The sequence below is a fragment of the Novilysobacter viscosus genome, assembly GCF_046600715.1.
GTDB lineage: Bacteria > Pseudomonadota > Gammaproteobacteria > Xanthomonadales > Xanthomonadaceae > Lysobacter_C > Lysobacter_C viscosus.
In genome coordinates this window covers 1-14,724 of record NZ_JBJMAV010000010.1, presented here as the reverse complement: position 1 = coordinate 14,724, position 14,724 = coordinate 1, and the positions used below count along the sequence as shown (strand labels likewise).

General features: G+C 60.9%; 11 protein-coding genes. All 11 read right to left on the bottom strand.

Features of this window, described 5'->3' with window-relative positions:
• Window positions 1-458 precede the first annotated feature (458 nt).
• The 11 genes from ACJQWL_RS12540 to ACJQWL_RS12490 all read right to left on the bottom strand — a co-directional run bounded on the left by ACJQWL_RS12540 (window position 459) and on the right by ACJQWL_RS12490 (window position 14,617).
• Window positions 459-833 carry a hypothetical protein gene (locus ACJQWL_RS12540; RefSeq protein WP_330968441.1) on the bottom strand — a complete coding sequence of 125 codons (375 nt, stop codon included), beginning with the start codon at window positions 831-833 and terminating at the stop codon, window positions 459-461.
• 69 nt (window positions 834-902) lie between these two features.
• Window positions 903-1,337 (bottom strand): hypothetical protein, encoded by a 435-nt coding sequence (locus ACJQWL_RS12535; protein ID WP_411300935.1) that lies wholly within the window; start codon window positions 1,335-1,337, stop codon window positions 903-905.
• Between the two features lie 519 nt (window positions 1,338-1,856).
• The gene (locus ACJQWL_RS12530; RefSeq protein WP_330968439.1) at window positions 1,857-2,633 is read right to left on the bottom strand and encodes a hypothetical protein; all 777 of its coding nucleotides are present in this window, start codon (window positions 2,631-2,633) and stop codon (window positions 1,857-1,859) included.
• 1,155 nt (window positions 2,634-3,788) lie between these two features.
• On the bottom strand, window positions 3,789-4,232 hold the full coding sequence (locus tag ACJQWL_RS12525; RefSeq protein ID WP_330968438.1) for a DUF4279 domain-containing protein: 444 nt from the start codon (window positions 4,230-4,232) through the stop codon (window positions 3,789-3,791).
• Window positions 4,233-5,210: 978 nt separating this feature from the next.
• Complete coding sequence (locus ACJQWL_RS12520) at window positions 5,211-5,705, bottom strand: hypothetical protein (protein ID WP_411300934.1); 495 nt, start codon at window positions 5,703-5,705, stop codon at window positions 5,211-5,213.
• Window positions 5,706-6,880: 1,175 nt separating this feature from the next.
• Window positions 6,881-7,192 carry a hypothetical protein gene (locus tag ACJQWL_RS12515; protein WP_330968435.1) on the bottom strand — a complete coding sequence of 104 codons (312 nt, stop codon included), beginning with the start codon at window positions 7,190-7,192 and terminating at the stop codon, window positions 6,881-6,883.
• A gap of 2,554 nt (window positions 7,193-9,746) precedes the next feature.
• Window positions 9,747-10,259, bottom strand: a complete 513-nt coding sequence (locus ACJQWL_RS12510; protein ID WP_330969990.1) for a hypothetical protein — start codon at window positions 10,257-10,259, stop codon at window positions 9,747-9,749.
• A gap of 486 nt (window positions 10,260-10,745) precedes the next feature.
• The gene (locus ACJQWL_RS12505) at window positions 10,746-11,168 is read right to left on the bottom strand and encodes a DUF3806 domain-containing protein (RefSeq protein ID WP_330969991.1); all 423 of its coding nucleotides are present in this window, start codon (window positions 11,166-11,168) and stop codon (window positions 10,746-10,748) included.
• Between the two features lie 57 nt (window positions 11,169-11,225).
• Window positions 11,226-11,537 carry a hypothetical protein gene (locus tag ACJQWL_RS12500; RefSeq protein ID WP_330968435.1) on the bottom strand — a complete coding sequence of 104 codons (312 nt, stop codon included), beginning with the start codon at window positions 11,535-11,537 and terminating at the stop codon, window positions 11,226-11,228.
• A 1,241-nt stretch (window positions 11,538-12,778) separates the two neighbouring features.
• The gene (locus ACJQWL_RS12495; RefSeq protein ID WP_330970006.1) at window positions 12,779-13,252 is read right to left on the bottom strand and encodes a hypothetical protein; all 474 of its coding nucleotides are present in this window, start codon (window positions 13,250-13,252) and stop codon (window positions 12,779-12,781) included.
• 1,125 nt (window positions 13,253-14,377) lie between these two features.
• Window positions 14,378-14,617, bottom strand: coding sequence for a hypothetical protein (locus tag ACJQWL_RS12490; protein ID WP_330970313.1), 240 nt, complete (start codon window positions 14,615-14,617; stop codon window positions 14,378-14,380).
• Between the last annotated feature and the right edge of the window lie 107 nt (window positions 14,618-14,724).

Sequence of the window (14,724 nt, the reverse complement as noted above, 5' to 3'; positions counted from 1 at the left end):
AAGCGGCATCGGCTTGGACGAGTTGTTAGAGGGCGCCTCAGTCAAGGCACATGTACCCGCGCTTTTCGTGCTTCACGCTCCACCCAGCATCCGCGGGGACGAATTCGTACATTTCTCCTATGGATGCGGCGCCAACGTACAACCGATATTTGCCAGTGTTGGACAAGTACCAGCCCTGCGACGAAAGGCGGCTAACTCCCGCCAGCTTCAGTAGCTCGTCTGCTTGTTCCGGTCTAACGGCCATCCGGTTAAAGACCTCTCCGTCGTAAGACTCATAACACTTCGTGCCATCGCATGTGAGCTGTCCGACTCGAGGCCCGGGCACGGGCGCGTAGAAACGCTAGCGCAACCAGCCAGGACCAACGCGATTGCGAATGTCGGTCGGTGGAATAGCATCCAGTGCCCTCTAACACCTGAATTAAGCCGACCCGCGAAGCGGGTTCGGCTTGAATGAATTGTTAGGCCCCGGCCTGCTGCGCCATGACCATTTGCTTGACAAGGTGCTGCATGCCAAAGACTGCCGCACCGCTAAGAAGTGGGAAGAAGAAGCGCGAGAACAGACCCCAGGCGCCCTTCTTATATGGGTCTTCCACAACTCGCCACAGGACATTTGAAGCTAAGACGCCTACGTAAAGCGCGAACGCTGCGCTAAGCACCAGCCAAGCGACCTTCGCCGCCAAGTAACCAAAGCGCGCATCAACGTACTGGAAGGCCACAATGACCAGCAGCCATTCGGCGAGTTGGAATGCCACAGGCACAGAGTCAAGGACGCGATAGGTGAATCGCGGCGCCCTTATGACTGTGCCATCAGCTTTGACCTTGTCATAGCCCATACATTTCCCCAAGGGGCCTAACACCTGAATTAACCCGTGCCGCGAAGCGGCATCGGGTTCAATGAATTGTTAGGCCGCGGCCTGCCAACAGAGGAACTTCGCATCGCTGGTGGAGCCCATGGCCGTGATGAAGGCAGCGTTGTCAAAACCCGGCAACTGCTGCGCGAAATGTAGCGCCTCGTGCTCGCCAGAGGCACCGCCAGGAAACGAACACCCAGATCCGGAAGCGGAGCCAACAAATAACCACCACACATCCGGGCTCCATGGGCCGGCCGAGGTTGTAACAATGTAGAGCTCCTTCAACTCCGCAATTGCTACCCGCTCAACGGTCCCATCTGGGCGATGCGCGATGATCTCCGAGTCCGTGACCGCGACCTTGAAAAGACTCTCCGGATAGAGGGGCTCGTCTTTCCGCTTGCGCGCAAATCTATTGAAGTCAGCACTCAGCGCCCACCAAAGCACTCCTGAAAAAGCGATGCCTCCTAGGATCCAAATTGCGATCATCTCGATACGCGGCCTAACACCTGAATTAACCCGTGCCGCGAAGCGGCATCGGGTTGAATGAATTGTTAGGCCGCAACTCAGAGTGGGCCCAAGCCTAGGCCAAGGGTACCGTCAAATTCTTGGCCGGTGAGCCTGGTTGTCCGCTCCGTAAGTGCAGCGTGGCTAAGAACAAGTAGGGCGGCAGTTAACAGGGAGAGCGCAATGGACGCGATGGCTAGACGTTTGGCCAAGCGACTTCCGCGCCAAATGAGCAAGGCTGCGAGAATGCCAGCTGGCAAGACAACGGCCAAGGCTACAGTTGTGACAATGGCATTGACCTCCCACGTATCCACAAACGACTGTTGGATTTCATCGTCTGTGAAAGGCGGGACAAGAAAGCCATAGATGGCGAAGGCGAAGGCAATGGCTAAGAGCCCGGCCAAGCTACCGAGGAGTACTTCACGCAATTCTGTCATTTGGATTGCGGCCTAACACCTGAGTTAAGCCGCGCCGCGAAGCGGCGTCGGCTTGGACGAATTGTTAGGCGCGGGCCAGCCAACTTTCGTAGAACGCGCCTGACACCGACGAAACAGTACCAGCATCCGCTAGCAACTGGGCGTGGACAAACATATGTCCGGCGCTCGCGCCAGGCTTGAACGAATGCACAAACGTAAAGCAGGGGTGCTCTAACCGCGCCTGTTCGGCCCGAACGGCCTCCGCTTCATCAAACCGCCATTCCTTTTGCAACTGCAATCGCATCTCTTCAAGGCGCTCGTATTGCTCTCGGTCGGGGGTGTAGATGTTGCACGGCGGTACGTACAAGGGAATCCGGTGTGCGAGGGCGTCTCGGTAGTTCTTTAGGTAGTTCTTGTGCCAGCCCGCAAGCGTGGGATCCTGCAGGAAGCTCGCTAGTTTGGGAGGCAAGTTTGTCTGGAAATGTGACTTGAAGAGATCAATTGACAGGGGCTTGGCGAGTACGTCCGTGAGGTTGTGGTGCGAAGCAAAAGCCCATGCAAAGTTGTCGAAGAGCCCGACCAGATTGATGAAAAAGGCGTGCAGGTTTACTTGGACATCACTGAGGGTTTCCCGCGGCAAAGGCTCGGTTGCGTCCGGTGGGAATAGCTGAAAGACGCGGTGGAGCGCGTGATGCAGCAGACCGAACCTGCGGCCCGCGCCGTGGGTCAGATGCTCCATCGCCTCGGCGCTTGTGGTCTTGCCGGACTCTAGGAGGGCCTGAAGCTGATGCTGTTCGAGGGCAGCTGCACGCGGCTCAAAGAGCTCCGCTATCTGCGCCAGTGCTTCTTCCGAGTAGCGCATAACTTGTTTCCCGCGCCTAACACCTGAGTTAAGCCGCGCCGCGAAGCGGCGTCGGCTTGGACGAATAGTTAGGGGCCGCCCGCGTCATGAGCCGTGTACGCGAGCTTCACCCCGTGCAGCCACGTACCCATCACCGAAAAGCTGAAATTGCCAGCTGGGCCTGAGTACTCGAAATAGTGCGCGCAAGAGCCGTCGCTGCCTGTGTGCACCAAGCGCGCTGGTGCGCCAGCGTCTTCAGACAGCAGTGAACTGGTGAGCGCGCTATTGCGCGCTTCGTCCATAGAGAGCCCGCATGATCGGAAGTAGATCTCCTCAACCAATGCAATGGGGGCATATAGAATTGCCGCACCTAGGATGAGGCCGGGGATCGAGAGAATTACTCCCGCCAAAATTGTCCGAACTCGCATAGGGCCCTAACACCGGAATTAAGCCGACCCGCGAAGCGGGTTCGGCTTGAATGAATTGTTAGGCCGCAACACGTTGACTACAAGTCCCATGAGCCATGCCGGTCTACCCAGCGGATAGAAAGCCAGTACATCAGTGCGGCAAGAACAAACAGGGGCCCCAAATACCAACGTGGGAACCCCGAGGATGCATAAGAGAAGATGCAAAAAACAGCTGCTACAGCAGATATGGCTACGAACAGCCATAGCCCATTTCTACTAGAAAGTCCCCACAAGCTGACCTTTACCCACCAAGGGTAATCTTCACGAGAGGGTCGGTTGGTCATCGCATTCCTTCCATTGCGGGCTAACGCCTGAATTAAGCCGACCCGCGAAGCGGGTTCGGCTTGAATGAATTGTTAGGCGGTGCTGCTCCGATGGCTGGCTGAACTCCCCAGCGCCAACCGCGGCCAACCCGCGTGCTAGCGGAACACTACCAGCCAGAGCCGACCGGCGCTTTACCCGGAACCCGCAAGGCGACATGCAGCCGAAGATGGCCCCGCAATGATTGAGCCAAGCAGCCAAGCCGGTGTACGGCCAGTAGCAAGATGTCGCCGAAGGAGAGCGGCCGGAGCCGGTGTCGGTTGAGCCCGCGACGCACGACACGTTGGCGAGTGAGCGGCCGAAGAGCGACTGCCGAACAACTCTCAGCAGTACCGCCTAACACCTGAGTTAAGCCGTGCCGCGAAGCGGCATCGGCTTGGACGAATTGTTAGGGCGCGTGCGGTTCATCGCGCGGCCCGTACACGTCGAAGTCTAGAGCAACGCCCAGGCCGGCCGATCTGGACAGCAGCGCCGGTGCCAGAGAGAAGCCAGCGTTGAAGCCTTCGAGGAAGAAGCCGACGAAGAGCTCGACGGAGCCGCCTGACTGGCGATGCTCACCCAAGTAGTGGGCATGCTTTTCCAGCCAACTGACGGTCCTCTCCAAGCTCTGTTCCAGCGATTCGCCCTCTGCCACGTCGAGCGACGCGGTCCAATACGAGTCCTGCCACACGCCCGGCAGGGGAACCGCGCGGGTGGAGGTCCGCGGCTCGCCAACCGACCACTGGCGAAGTGGCTCCAAGTCGAACTGCTCAGTGCAGCTCTCCAAGCGCGCCGTTGGGTGACGCAGACGAAGCGAAAGCTTGTGCCGACACGGGGGTGTCTCTTCTATCATCAGCGCCCTAACACCTGAGTTAAGCCGCGCCGCGAAGCGGCGTCGGCTTGGACGAATTGTTAGCGATCATGCTCACAGACGATTCGACCGGGATCAAACGAGACCTTGGCACAGCGTTGCGCAACTGGCGCGGGTTGCGTGTCACTGCTGAGGTAAGTGGAATACGTGAGGAAGTACATGCCGCCGTCACGTGCCTTGGCAGCGCCATGCCACTCAGCTCCGTCCCCGTAGCTGCCGACCTGCATGGCAATCCAGAATGGGCGTTGGCTCTTAAGGGCGGTCTCCGCGCAGTCAGTCGCTTGTTCCAAGAGCGCTGCATTGGGCTGAAACTCTTGGTAGGGGACGGAACCGCACGCCACAGCACCGGGGCCGCTGAGCTCAGCCAGGCGGACATCTAAAGGCGAGGCGTTCCGTCGACCGAGGCCTCCGGGAGTACTGCACGCGCCGGTGAGCCCAGCCGCCACAAGCAGAGCCGTGAGTCTCAACATGAGCGCTAACACCTGAGTTAAGCCGTGCCGCGAAGCGGCATCGGCTTGAACGAATTGTTAGGCCCCTTGCGTGGAACCTTCAATGGAACTCGCATATAGATGACGCAGCGCTCCGGCGGGTGCGGAAAGAGCCAACGCCTTGAGGGTCCCAGCACTGCTGCGGTGAGGACCTCCGACCCCTTGAGGTGCCGGCCCGTTGCTGTGTGAAATCCGACCACTTCGACAGAGCTTACGGTGCCATTGACCTCCAACCTGCCGACAACCTCAACGGCGGTGAGCGGCTGACCTTTCCAGGCCGCTGGGTACCGCGGCTGCGCCCAACGCACAGCGGCTAAGCCCGATGGACATCTTTCGGGAATGGGGATGTCTGCGCTAGCGGAAGGAGACAAAGTTGCTAAGCCCAGAAGAACAACTAACCGGACGTCTCTCATAAGGGGCCTAACACCTGAGTTAAGCCGTGCCGCGAAGCGGCATCGGCTTGGACGAATTGTTAGCGCTCACCCGGCGGACCCTGAGTGCTGAACGCTCCCGACCCAAACATTTCAACATCCGCCTGCATTGCTTCAAAGAAGTCCGTGCCAACGATTCGGTCTGCGTTGGCCCGGAACGCTTGCTCAATCTTAGCCGTCTGCCTTGGCGAGATGCCTTGAATTGCCTCCCGCACCCGCGCGGCCTTGTCCATCAGATATGTTCCGAAAGGCGCGGGCAACGTGTAGTTGCGCGGCTCGACTGTGCCTTCGTTCGCGTTGACGCGACCCCCTACCCAGTTCGTCTGATTGGGCTCGTTGATGAAGCCGATGATTACGAATCTGCCAAGCTTGCTGTAGGTGAACAGCGCCTGCCCGCCGTGACACAGATCGACGTCGATGGCGCGCATGAGATAGCGATTGATGTTCGGCGGCAAATCTACGCGATTGCTCTCTATTCGATCGAGGGGAAGGAGAAACTGCCGGTATTTGCCTGGGTGAGCAGTTTCTTCGAGCAAGAACTGTCGCCAGGTTCGCTCCGCACTTTCGACCCAGCTACGCTCCCCCTCCGTAAAGTTCTGCTCTTTAAGGTGATCTAGCTGGATAAGTAGATTTCGCCAGGACACGGATACGCAGAAATGCAGTAGCCACGGACCATATCGGAACCGCTCGCCTGACCGTGCGAGGTAAGGGTGAAATAACGCGGTTGCGAATGCGGTCTCAGACCGGCCTAGCCGGCCCTCACAATCCGAACAAAGCCAGTGCTTTTGTGGTCCGTCCTGAACGCGCAGGTTTGGGGCTTCAGTACTCCGGATATGGCTGTTGCCCGAAGATTCCCGTAGCCATCTAAAGACAAACGCAGGGACCACGTGGCTCAGTTGCAGCTCGGACTCGTGCTGGCAAAGACGGCAGATTCCGGTTGGCATGATGTGAGCGCTAACACCGGAATTAAGCCGACCCGCGAAGCGGGTTCGGCTTGAATGACTAGTTAGGTGGTGCTGCCCCGGATGCCGGCAGAACGTGCAGCCGCGAACCCGTACCACCCGTGAGCTGGAACATTAGCAGCCCAGGCCGACCGGCGCTTTACCCGGAACCCGCAAGGCGACATGCCGCCGAAGATGGCCCCGCAATGATTGAGCCGCGCAGCCAAGCCGGTGTGCGGCCAGCAGCCTGATATTGCCGAAGGAGAGCGGCCGGAGCCGGTGCCGGATGAGCCCGCGACGCACGACACGTTGGCGAGGCAGCGGCCGAAGGAGCGACCGCCGAACAACGCTCAGCAGTACCGCCTAACGCCTGAATTAAGCCGACCCGCGAAGCGGGTTCGGCTTGAATGAATTGTTAGGCGGCTGGCGACGGACAAAGAGCAGCAGCGCAGAGCACGCCGGCCACCAGAACGCCACGAAGAAGACCAGGAAGAAAGATGCTCCGCTGTACGCGCTGCCAGGCCGGATTGCAAGCGAAGGCGAGAGCGCAGGAAGACCCACTTGCAGCAACCAAAGCGGCGGGCCAATGAAGATGTCGCGGACGCTGTGCCAGAAGCCCCCGACGCCATCAGTCGCGAATGAAACGCCGAGAAGCAACAGGGCCACGACGAGGCCGGCTACAAGTGTAGTGAGTGCGCGCATAGCTCGGTCCTGCTGCCTAACACCTGAGTTAAGCCGCGCCGCGAAGCGGCGTCGGCTTGGACGAATTGTTAGCCGTCATGGCCGGCTGCTTGAACGAACACCTGCTGGATAGCTTCAGCCAACCGACCGAACTCATTCTCGACGTTCATGGCCTGGATGCGAAGGAAGATTAGCCGTTCCTTGAGATCGGGCAAGCTGATCGACGGTAGTAGCCGATGAAGCTCTGCGGCTTGGCGGTTGAACTCTGCTAGGTCGTCGGCGGCTGCGCCGTTGCCAGCAGCAACGTCGCCTTGCAGGGACGCGCGGTTAAGAAGCGACACGCCTGCAAGTTGCTCCACCCGGAGCACTGCTTCGTAGGCTTCAGCGAGTAGTGGCTCCATGACGGCTAACACCTGAGTTAAGCCGCGCCGCGAAGCGGCGTCGGCTTGGACGAATTGTTAGGCGCGACGGGAGCGGTGCCGCAAGCGCTGCGCAACGATTGGGACTAGAACCGCTACGGCCGCGTACCAGAGGCCGCGGTGCTCCCACGGACGCATGGGCGACGCCCCTTGCGGATCTGGACCCGAGCAATCCATTCGCGACTCGCTGATCACCAGGCCGATATCCGCGCAGTCGTGGCCCAGCAGGAGCCAGAAATTGAGGAACTGCAGGACGAAATAGGCGGCCACCAGCCAAAGAGATGCAATTGCGACCAGCCAAAGAGCTGCAATTGCGAACTTTGCGAGCCGGAATCTACCCACTAGCGCCTAACACCTGAGTTAAGCCGTGCCGCGAAGCGGCGTCGGCTTGGACGAATTGTTAGATGGCCGCCGTGGAAACCTGCGTGCGAACTGTAGCCCACAGGCGATCCAGTTCCGCGACTGCCACCCCCTGAAGCCATGTATGCCCGCGAAGGCGCTCGTGAGCCTCGGCCCACTCCGCAGTGGCAACGGTGTTGCCCAGAACGGCTTCCGCCAGAATGCTGGCGGCGCTTGCCACTAGCGCTTGCAGCGCCGGCCGATCTTCTGCGCGGTCTGTCTCGGCGCGCGACAGCGCCCGAATGTACTGGGCAACAGCAAGCGCTGGAGAAGTGTCTGCGGCCATCTAACACCAGAATTAAGCCGACCCGCGAAGCGGGTTCGGCTTGAATGACTTGTTAGGCGCGACGGTAGCGGCGCCGCAAGCGCTGCGCAACGATTGGGACTAGAACCGCTACGGCCGCGTACCAGAGGCCGCGGTGTTCCCACGGGCGCATGGGCGACACCCCTTGCGGATCTGGACCCGAGCAATCCATTCGCGACTCGCTGATCACCAGTCCGACATCTGCGCAGTCGTGGCCCAGCAGGAGCCAGAAATTGAGGAACTGCAGTACGAAATAGGCGGCCACCAGCCAAAGAGATGCAATTGCGACCAGCCAACGAGCTGCAATTGCGAACTTAGCGAGCTGGGATCTATCCACTAGCGCCTAACACCAGAATTAAGCCGACCCGCGAAGCGGGTTCGGCTTGAATGACTAGTTAGGTGGTGCTGCCCCGGATGCCGGCAGAACGTGCAGCGGCGAGGCCGGCACCACCCGTGAGCTGGAACATTAGCAGCCCAGGCCGACCGGCGCTTTACCCGGAACCCGCATGGCGACATGCCGCCGAAGATGGCCCCGCAATCATTGAGCCGTGCGGCCAAGCCGGTGTGCAGCCAGCAGCGAGAGGTTGCCGAAGGAGAGCGGCCGGAGCCGGTGCCGGGTGAGCCCGCGACGCACCCCCCGTTGGCCAGTCGGCGGCCGAAGGGGCGACTGCCGAACAACTCTCAGCAGTACCGCCTAACACCGGAATTAAGCCGACCCGCGAAGCGGGTTCGGCTTGAATGACTAGTTAGGTGGTGCTGCCCCGGATGCCGGCAGAACGTGCAGCGGCGAGGCCGGCACCACCCGTGAGCTGGAACATTAGCAGCCCAGGCCGACCGGCGCTTTACCCGGAACCCGCAAGGCGACATGCCGCCGAAGATGGCCGCAGTCATTGAGCCGTGCAGCCAAACCCACGTCCGAGAAGCTGCCGGGAACTTGCCGAAGGAGATCCGCCGGAGCCGGTGTGGGATGAGCCCGTGTCGCGCGACACGTTGGCGAGGCAGCGGCCGAAGGAGCGACTGCCGAACACTCTCAGCAGTACCGCCTAACGCCTGAATTAAGCCGACCCGCAACCTGCCAGTCGGTGATTTGTTGAGATGGAACAACGACACATTTGAACGAAGCAACGAAGCGGGTTCGGCTTGAATGAATTGTTAGGCGACGCGGGGCGTGGACTCCCACATGACATCTGCGGTAGACCAGTGCTCTCCGTTCTGGTCTACACAGACTCGGTCGCCATCCTTGTTAACGACCTCGTCCATCGTGCCGGCAGGCACCTCAAAGAAGAAGAAGTTCTCTCCGTTACGGCGAGAGAACTTGCACGTTACCGGGCATGTGCCGCCAGACTTGGTGAGAAATCCGACGATCGCGCTGCCGGTAGGACCAATCAGTGGGATCTCTTTCATTGTCCGTCGATCTCCGTTCCGTGACGCCTAACACCAGAATTAAGCCGACCCGCGAAGCGGGTTCGGCTTGAATGACTAGTGGTGGTGCTGCCGCCGATGCCGGCAGAACGTGCAGGGGCGAGGCCCGCACCACCCGTGAGCCGGAACATTAGCAGCCCAGGCCGACTGGCGCTTTACCCGGAACCCGCATGACGACATGCCGCCGAAGATGGCCCCGTAATGATTGAGCCGAGCAGCCAAGCCGGTGTACGGCCACTAGCGGGATGTTTCCGAAGGAGAGCGGCCGGAGCCGGTGCGGGGCGAGCCCGCGACGCACGACAAGTTGGCGAGTCAGGCAGCCGAAGAAGCGGCTGCCGAACAACTCTCAGCAGTACCGCCTAACACCTGAGTTAAGCCGCGCCGCGAAGCGGCGTCGGCTTGGACGAATTGTTAGGCCTCAGCTTCGGATGTGCCGAGGCGCAGTAACGCTTGGCGGCGCAAGTCGCGAAGCGCTCGGTTGAGCTTGAGGGACGGTGGGTGCGAGTACTGCGTTATTACGCCAAATTGCCTGGGATTAACAGGTACAAAAGGCGTGCTCGTTTTTGGTTCCGGATAGCCGTGCGACACCAAGACGATCATAACCAAGTCTCCCTCCCGCAAATAGAAGCCGAGGGATTCGGCCTGTTCAAATAGCGACACCAAATCCTGCGGCGCCTGCGTATTGAAGCCGACGCTCTCTAGGCAACCCCGGACTGCGCACTCGAGCGCGCGCCCGGCTAGCTGCTGCCACGGTAAGAACTGCTCATGGCCCTGCCGCGAAAGGCATTCGGCGGATCGGGCATAGGTTTCGCTGTACCCAAACCATTCCAACGCTCTGTCGAGCCGAGAAGCGCCGCCACTGACAGCGACAGCGCCTTCTGCGCTGGGCGAATAGCGCGCTGCGATGTCGCGGATCTTGGCCATGCGTGTCACCTCGTCTGAGGCCTAACGCCTGAATTAAGCCGACCCGCAGCGCGAAGAAGAGCAGAACGACGCGCTTGCCAGAGCGGCAGTGTTGCCGAAGCCGCGAAGCGGGTTCGGCTTGAATGAATTGTTAGGCGGTGCTGCTCCAATGGGTTGGCTGAACTCCCCAGCGCCAACCGCGGCCAACCCACCTCCGGGCGGAACACTACCAGCCCAGGCCGACCGGCGCTTTACCCGGAGCCCGCACGGCGACATGCCACCCGAAGATGGCCCCGTAATGATTGAGCCGAGCAGCCAAGCCGGTGTGCGGCCAGCAGCCTGATGTTGCCGAAGGAGAGCGGCCGGAGCCGGTGCCGGATGAGCCCGCGACGCACGACACGTTGGCGAGTGAGAGGCCGAAGGAGCGACTGCCGAACAACTCTCAGCAGTACCGCCTAACACCTGAGTTAAGCCGCGCCGCGAAGCGGCGTCGGCTTGGACGAATTGTTAGGCGCTATGCTGCGCCTGCTCGCGGATAGTGGCACACGCGCCATTGAACAGCTCATAGACGTCTACTGTTTCTCCTCGCTCGACGCGCTTGGAGATTGAAGTCATGGGGAATGCCAGGGCTGCCGTGCCGGGCAGGCTCAACGCCGGGTCTCGGCCGTACTCGTCCTCGACGGCCACCCACTCCAGGCCGAGGTGTTGTGCGAGAGCGTCCCCAAAGGTGATGCCTAAGCATTGCAGCTTAAGAGTGTCTGCAGCAGCTACCCAGCCATTGGCCAAGATGGCATCAACCAAGGCGAGCTTCCCCTCGAGGCTTTCGTACTTGTGCCGGGCGTGCGGCTCATAGTGCCCACGCACCCAGTCGCGTTTGGCCTCCACCTCTGCCGCGTCCTGTTCCTTCAAGCTCTCGACAATTTGGCTCATAGCGCCTAACACCTGAGTTAAGCCGCGCCGCGAAGCGGCGTCGGCTTGGACGAATTGTTAGCCGTCATGGCCGGCTGCTTGAACGAACACCTGCTGGATAGCTTCAGCCAACCGACCGAACTCATTCTCGACGTTCATGGCCTGGATGCGAAGGAAGATTAGCCGTTCCTTGAGATCGGGCAAGCTGATCGACGGTAGTAGCCGATGAAGCTCTGCGGCTTGGCGGTTGAACTCTGCTAGGTCGTCGGCGGCTGCGCCGTTGCCAGCAGCAACGTCGCCTTGCAGGGACGCGCGGTTAAGAAGCGACACGCCTGCAAGTTGCTCCACCCGGAGCACTGCTTCGTAGGCTTCAGCGAGTAGTGGCTCCATGACGGCTAACACCGGAATTAAGCCGACCCGCGAAGCGGGTTCGGCTTGAATGACTAGTTAGGTGGTGCTGCCCCGGATGCCGGCAGAACGTGCAGCCGCGAACCCGTACCACCCGTGAGCTGGAACATTAGCAGCCCAGGCCGACCGGCGCTTTACCCGGAACCCGCAAGGCGACATGCCGCCGAAGATGGCCCCGCAATGATTGAGCCGCGCAGCCAAGCCGGTGTGCGGCCAGCAGCCTGATATTGCCGAAGGAGAGCGGCCGGAGCCGGTGCCGGATGAGCCCGCGACGCACGACACGTTGGCGAGGCAGCGGCCGAAGGAGCGACTGCCGAACAACTCTCAGCAGTGCCGCCTAACACCAGAATTAAGCCGACCCGCGAAGCGGGTTCGGCTTGAATGATTTGTTAGGCGGTGCTGCTCCGATGGCTGGCCGAACTCCCCAGCGCCAAACGCGGCCAACCCGCCTCCTGGCGGAACACTACCAGCCAGAGCCGACCGGCGCTCTATCTGGAACCCGCACGGCGACATGTACCCGAAGATGGCTCCGCAATGATTGAGCCGAGCGGCCAAGCCGGTGTGCGGGCAGTAGCGAGATGTTGCCGGAGGAGAGCGGCCGGAGCCGGTGTCAGATGAGCCCGCGACGCACGACACGTTGGCGAGACAGCGGCCGAAGGAGCGACTGCCGAACAGCTATCAGCAGTACCGCCTAACACCTGAGTTAAGCCGCGCCGCGAAGCGGCGTCGGCTTGGACGAACTGTTAGGCGCTGACTCTACGTCAATGCCGGATCTGCCTGGGAGAGCGCTGCACCTTTCCACGGCTTGGGGATGCGGCGCGCCTTGGAACGGCCCAAAGGTGCATGTGTGGGCACACCGCCCACCCAAGAATGAGCCCCCCGGGCTGTTGATGCAGGAAACGTAGCAATCATCCAGTGCCGTACACCGCGACCGGAAGGCCTCGACTTCACAGCGCTCGCGAGGCGACAGGACGCGGCGCGCCTTGGCGGAACACCCGAGGAACGTGCCGATTTCACCAGAATCCGGTGGCGGCGGAGGTTGCGGAGGAGTCGGAATAGCCGGAGCTGGTGGTAGAGCAGCTAAGTCCGGTACCTGCGACTGCTGGCACCCCGCGAGCAACCACAATGCCAGTACGAGAGCTGAGAACCTTCCCATCAGCGCCTAACACCTGAGTTAAGCCGCGCCGCGAAGCGGCGTCGGCTTGGACGAATTGTTAGGCCGCTTACTCCGGATGGTACGGCGACCTAAAAAGCTCCACGAAGAGACCGAGACCTGTCGCCTGGCGCTGCGCAAACAGGCAAGGTCTCGGTACGCCCACGTACATGTAGTAGTCGTGCCCAATGTGCACGAATGCATCCGGGGCCTCAAGCCTGCACCACAGCTGCTCGCGCAGAAGTAGGGAAAGCAGAGGGGCGATCTGCTGAGGAGGCAGCGCGGCGCCTTCCCTGTACTGCGGAAAGCAACCGTCTGGATCCTCGAGCCCACGGACAAATACCGTTTGAACCCCTGCCTCCACGAGGAAAGCCTCCGCTGCAGCCAGATAGGCGTTCTCCGTTCGGTCGTACTCCTCGCGAGCGAGCACCTTGCCCTCAAAGCTCTTTCCGACGTCGCTTACCGAGGTCCAGTCGTCTCGGGCGTAGGAGCCTTCGACGGAGCGAAACTTCGGGTCGTACTTGGTCACACGGAACTCGAACATTCGGGAGCGGCCTAACACCAGAATTAAGCCGACCCGCGAAGCGGGTTCGGCTTGAATGACTAGTTAGGTGGTGCTGCCCCGGATGCCGGCAGAACGTGCAGCGGCGAGGCCGGCACCACCCGTGAGCTGGAACATTAGCAGCCCAGGCCGACCGGCGCTTTACCCGGAACCCGCATGGCGACATGCCGCCGAAGATGGCTCCGCAATGATTGAGCCGAGCGGCCAAGCCCGTGTGCGGCCACTGGCGAGATGTTGCCGAAGGAGAGCAGCCGGAGCCGGTGCCGGATGAGTCCGCGACGCACGACACGTGGGCGAGTGAGCGGCCGAAGGAGCGACTACCGAGCAACTCTCAGCAGTGCCGCCTAACGCCTGAGTTAACCGGACCCGCCCGCCAGGCGGTGGGTGATGGCAACCGATCCACGACACCTTTCAACGAAGCGGCGAAGCGGGTTCCGGTTGGACGAATTGTTATGGGGCTGCGGCCACCGTACTGGCCGCATGTCTCAAAAACGACAGCGCTTCAGTGGCCGAAATGCCTCGCCGCCGTCCCCAGTGTCCAAAAAGCGCTGCAGTCGCAGATCGCAAAGTACTTTGTGATGCTGCGACTGCAGCGCTTTTTAGCATGTTCGCGCGATCGGCGGCAGTCGGCCGACGGCACATCCCATCATCAGATTTTTCTGCAGGCGCTACGTGGTGTTCCCGCTGCCGCATAACACCGGAATTAAGCCGACCCGCGAAGCGGGTTCGGCTTGAATGACTAGTTAGGTGGTGCTGCCCCGGATGCCGGCAGAACGTGCAGCGGCGAGGCCGGCACCACCCGTGAGCTGGAACATTAGCAGCCCAGGCCGACCGGCGCTTTACCCGGAACCCGCAAGGCGACATGCCGCCGAAGATGGCCGCAGTCATTGAGCCGTGCAGCCAAACCCACGTCCGAGAAGCTGCCGGGAACTTGCCGAAGGAGATCCGCCGGAGCCGGTGTGGGATGAGCCCGTGTCGCGCGACACGTTGGCGAGGCAGCGGCCGAAGGAGCGACTGCCGAACACTCTCAGCAGTACCGCCTAACACCTGAGTTAAGCCGCGCCGCGAAGCGGCGTCGGCTTGGACGAATTGTTAGCCGTTGCCCGGCTAGGAACGACGGCGCTTTTCACGGCGGTAGCGAAAGATTCTTACTGCCAAGCGCAACCAGATCACCAGCGTGACGATCCAGACGAGAACATACAGCCCGACCAAACCACGCACCAAATACTCGGGCCAGCCATTCGCGCCTGCAACCGCGGCGAGGACCATAACGGTGGCTGCGGCGAGCAAACCGTACAGGAATGGGGCGACAGACGGCTTTTCAACTGGCGGCGATAGTTCTTTCACGGCAACGGCTAACGCTTGAATTAAGCCGAACCGCGAAGCGGTTTCGGCTTGAATGAATTGTTAGCGCCCGTAGCGAAAAGCGCGCCTAAGAGAGCACAGATGACAAA

Coding starts and splice junctions, on each gene's coding strand:
- ACJQWL_RS12540 (WP_330968441.1), bottom strand. CDS start 833: ATGGGCTATGACAAGGTCAAAGCTGATGGCACAGTCATAAGGGCGCCG.
- ACJQWL_RS12510 (WP_330969990.1), bottom strand. CDS start 10,259: ATGGCCAAGATCCGCGACATCGCAGCGCGCTATTCGCCCAGCGCAGAA.
- ACJQWL_RS12535 (WP_411300935.1), bottom strand. CDS start 1,337: ATGATCGCAATTTGGATCCTAGGAGGCATCGCTTTTTCAGGAGTGCTT.
- ACJQWL_RS12525 (WP_330968438.1), bottom strand. CDS start 4,232: ATGATAGAAGAGACACCCCCGTGTCGGCACAAGCTTTCGCTTCGTCTG.
- ACJQWL_RS12530 (WP_330968439.1), bottom strand. CDS start 2,633: ATGCGCTACTCGGAAGAAGCACTGGCGCAGATAGCGGAGCTCTTTGAG.
- ACJQWL_RS12500 (WP_330968435.1), bottom strand. CDS start 11,537: ATGGAGCCACTACTCGCTGAAGCCTACGAAGCAGTGCTCCGGGTGGAG.
- ACJQWL_RS12505 (WP_330969991.1), bottom strand. CDS start 11,168: ATGAGCCAAATTGTCGAGAGCTTGAAGGAACAGGACGCGGCAGAGGTG.
- ACJQWL_RS12515 (WP_330968435.1), bottom strand. CDS start 7,192: ATGGAGCCACTACTCGCTGAAGCCTACGAAGCAGTGCTCCGGGTGGAG.
- ACJQWL_RS12495 (WP_330970006.1), bottom strand. CDS start 13,252: ATGTTCGAGTTCCGTGTGACCAAGTACGACCCGAAGTTTCGCTCCGTC.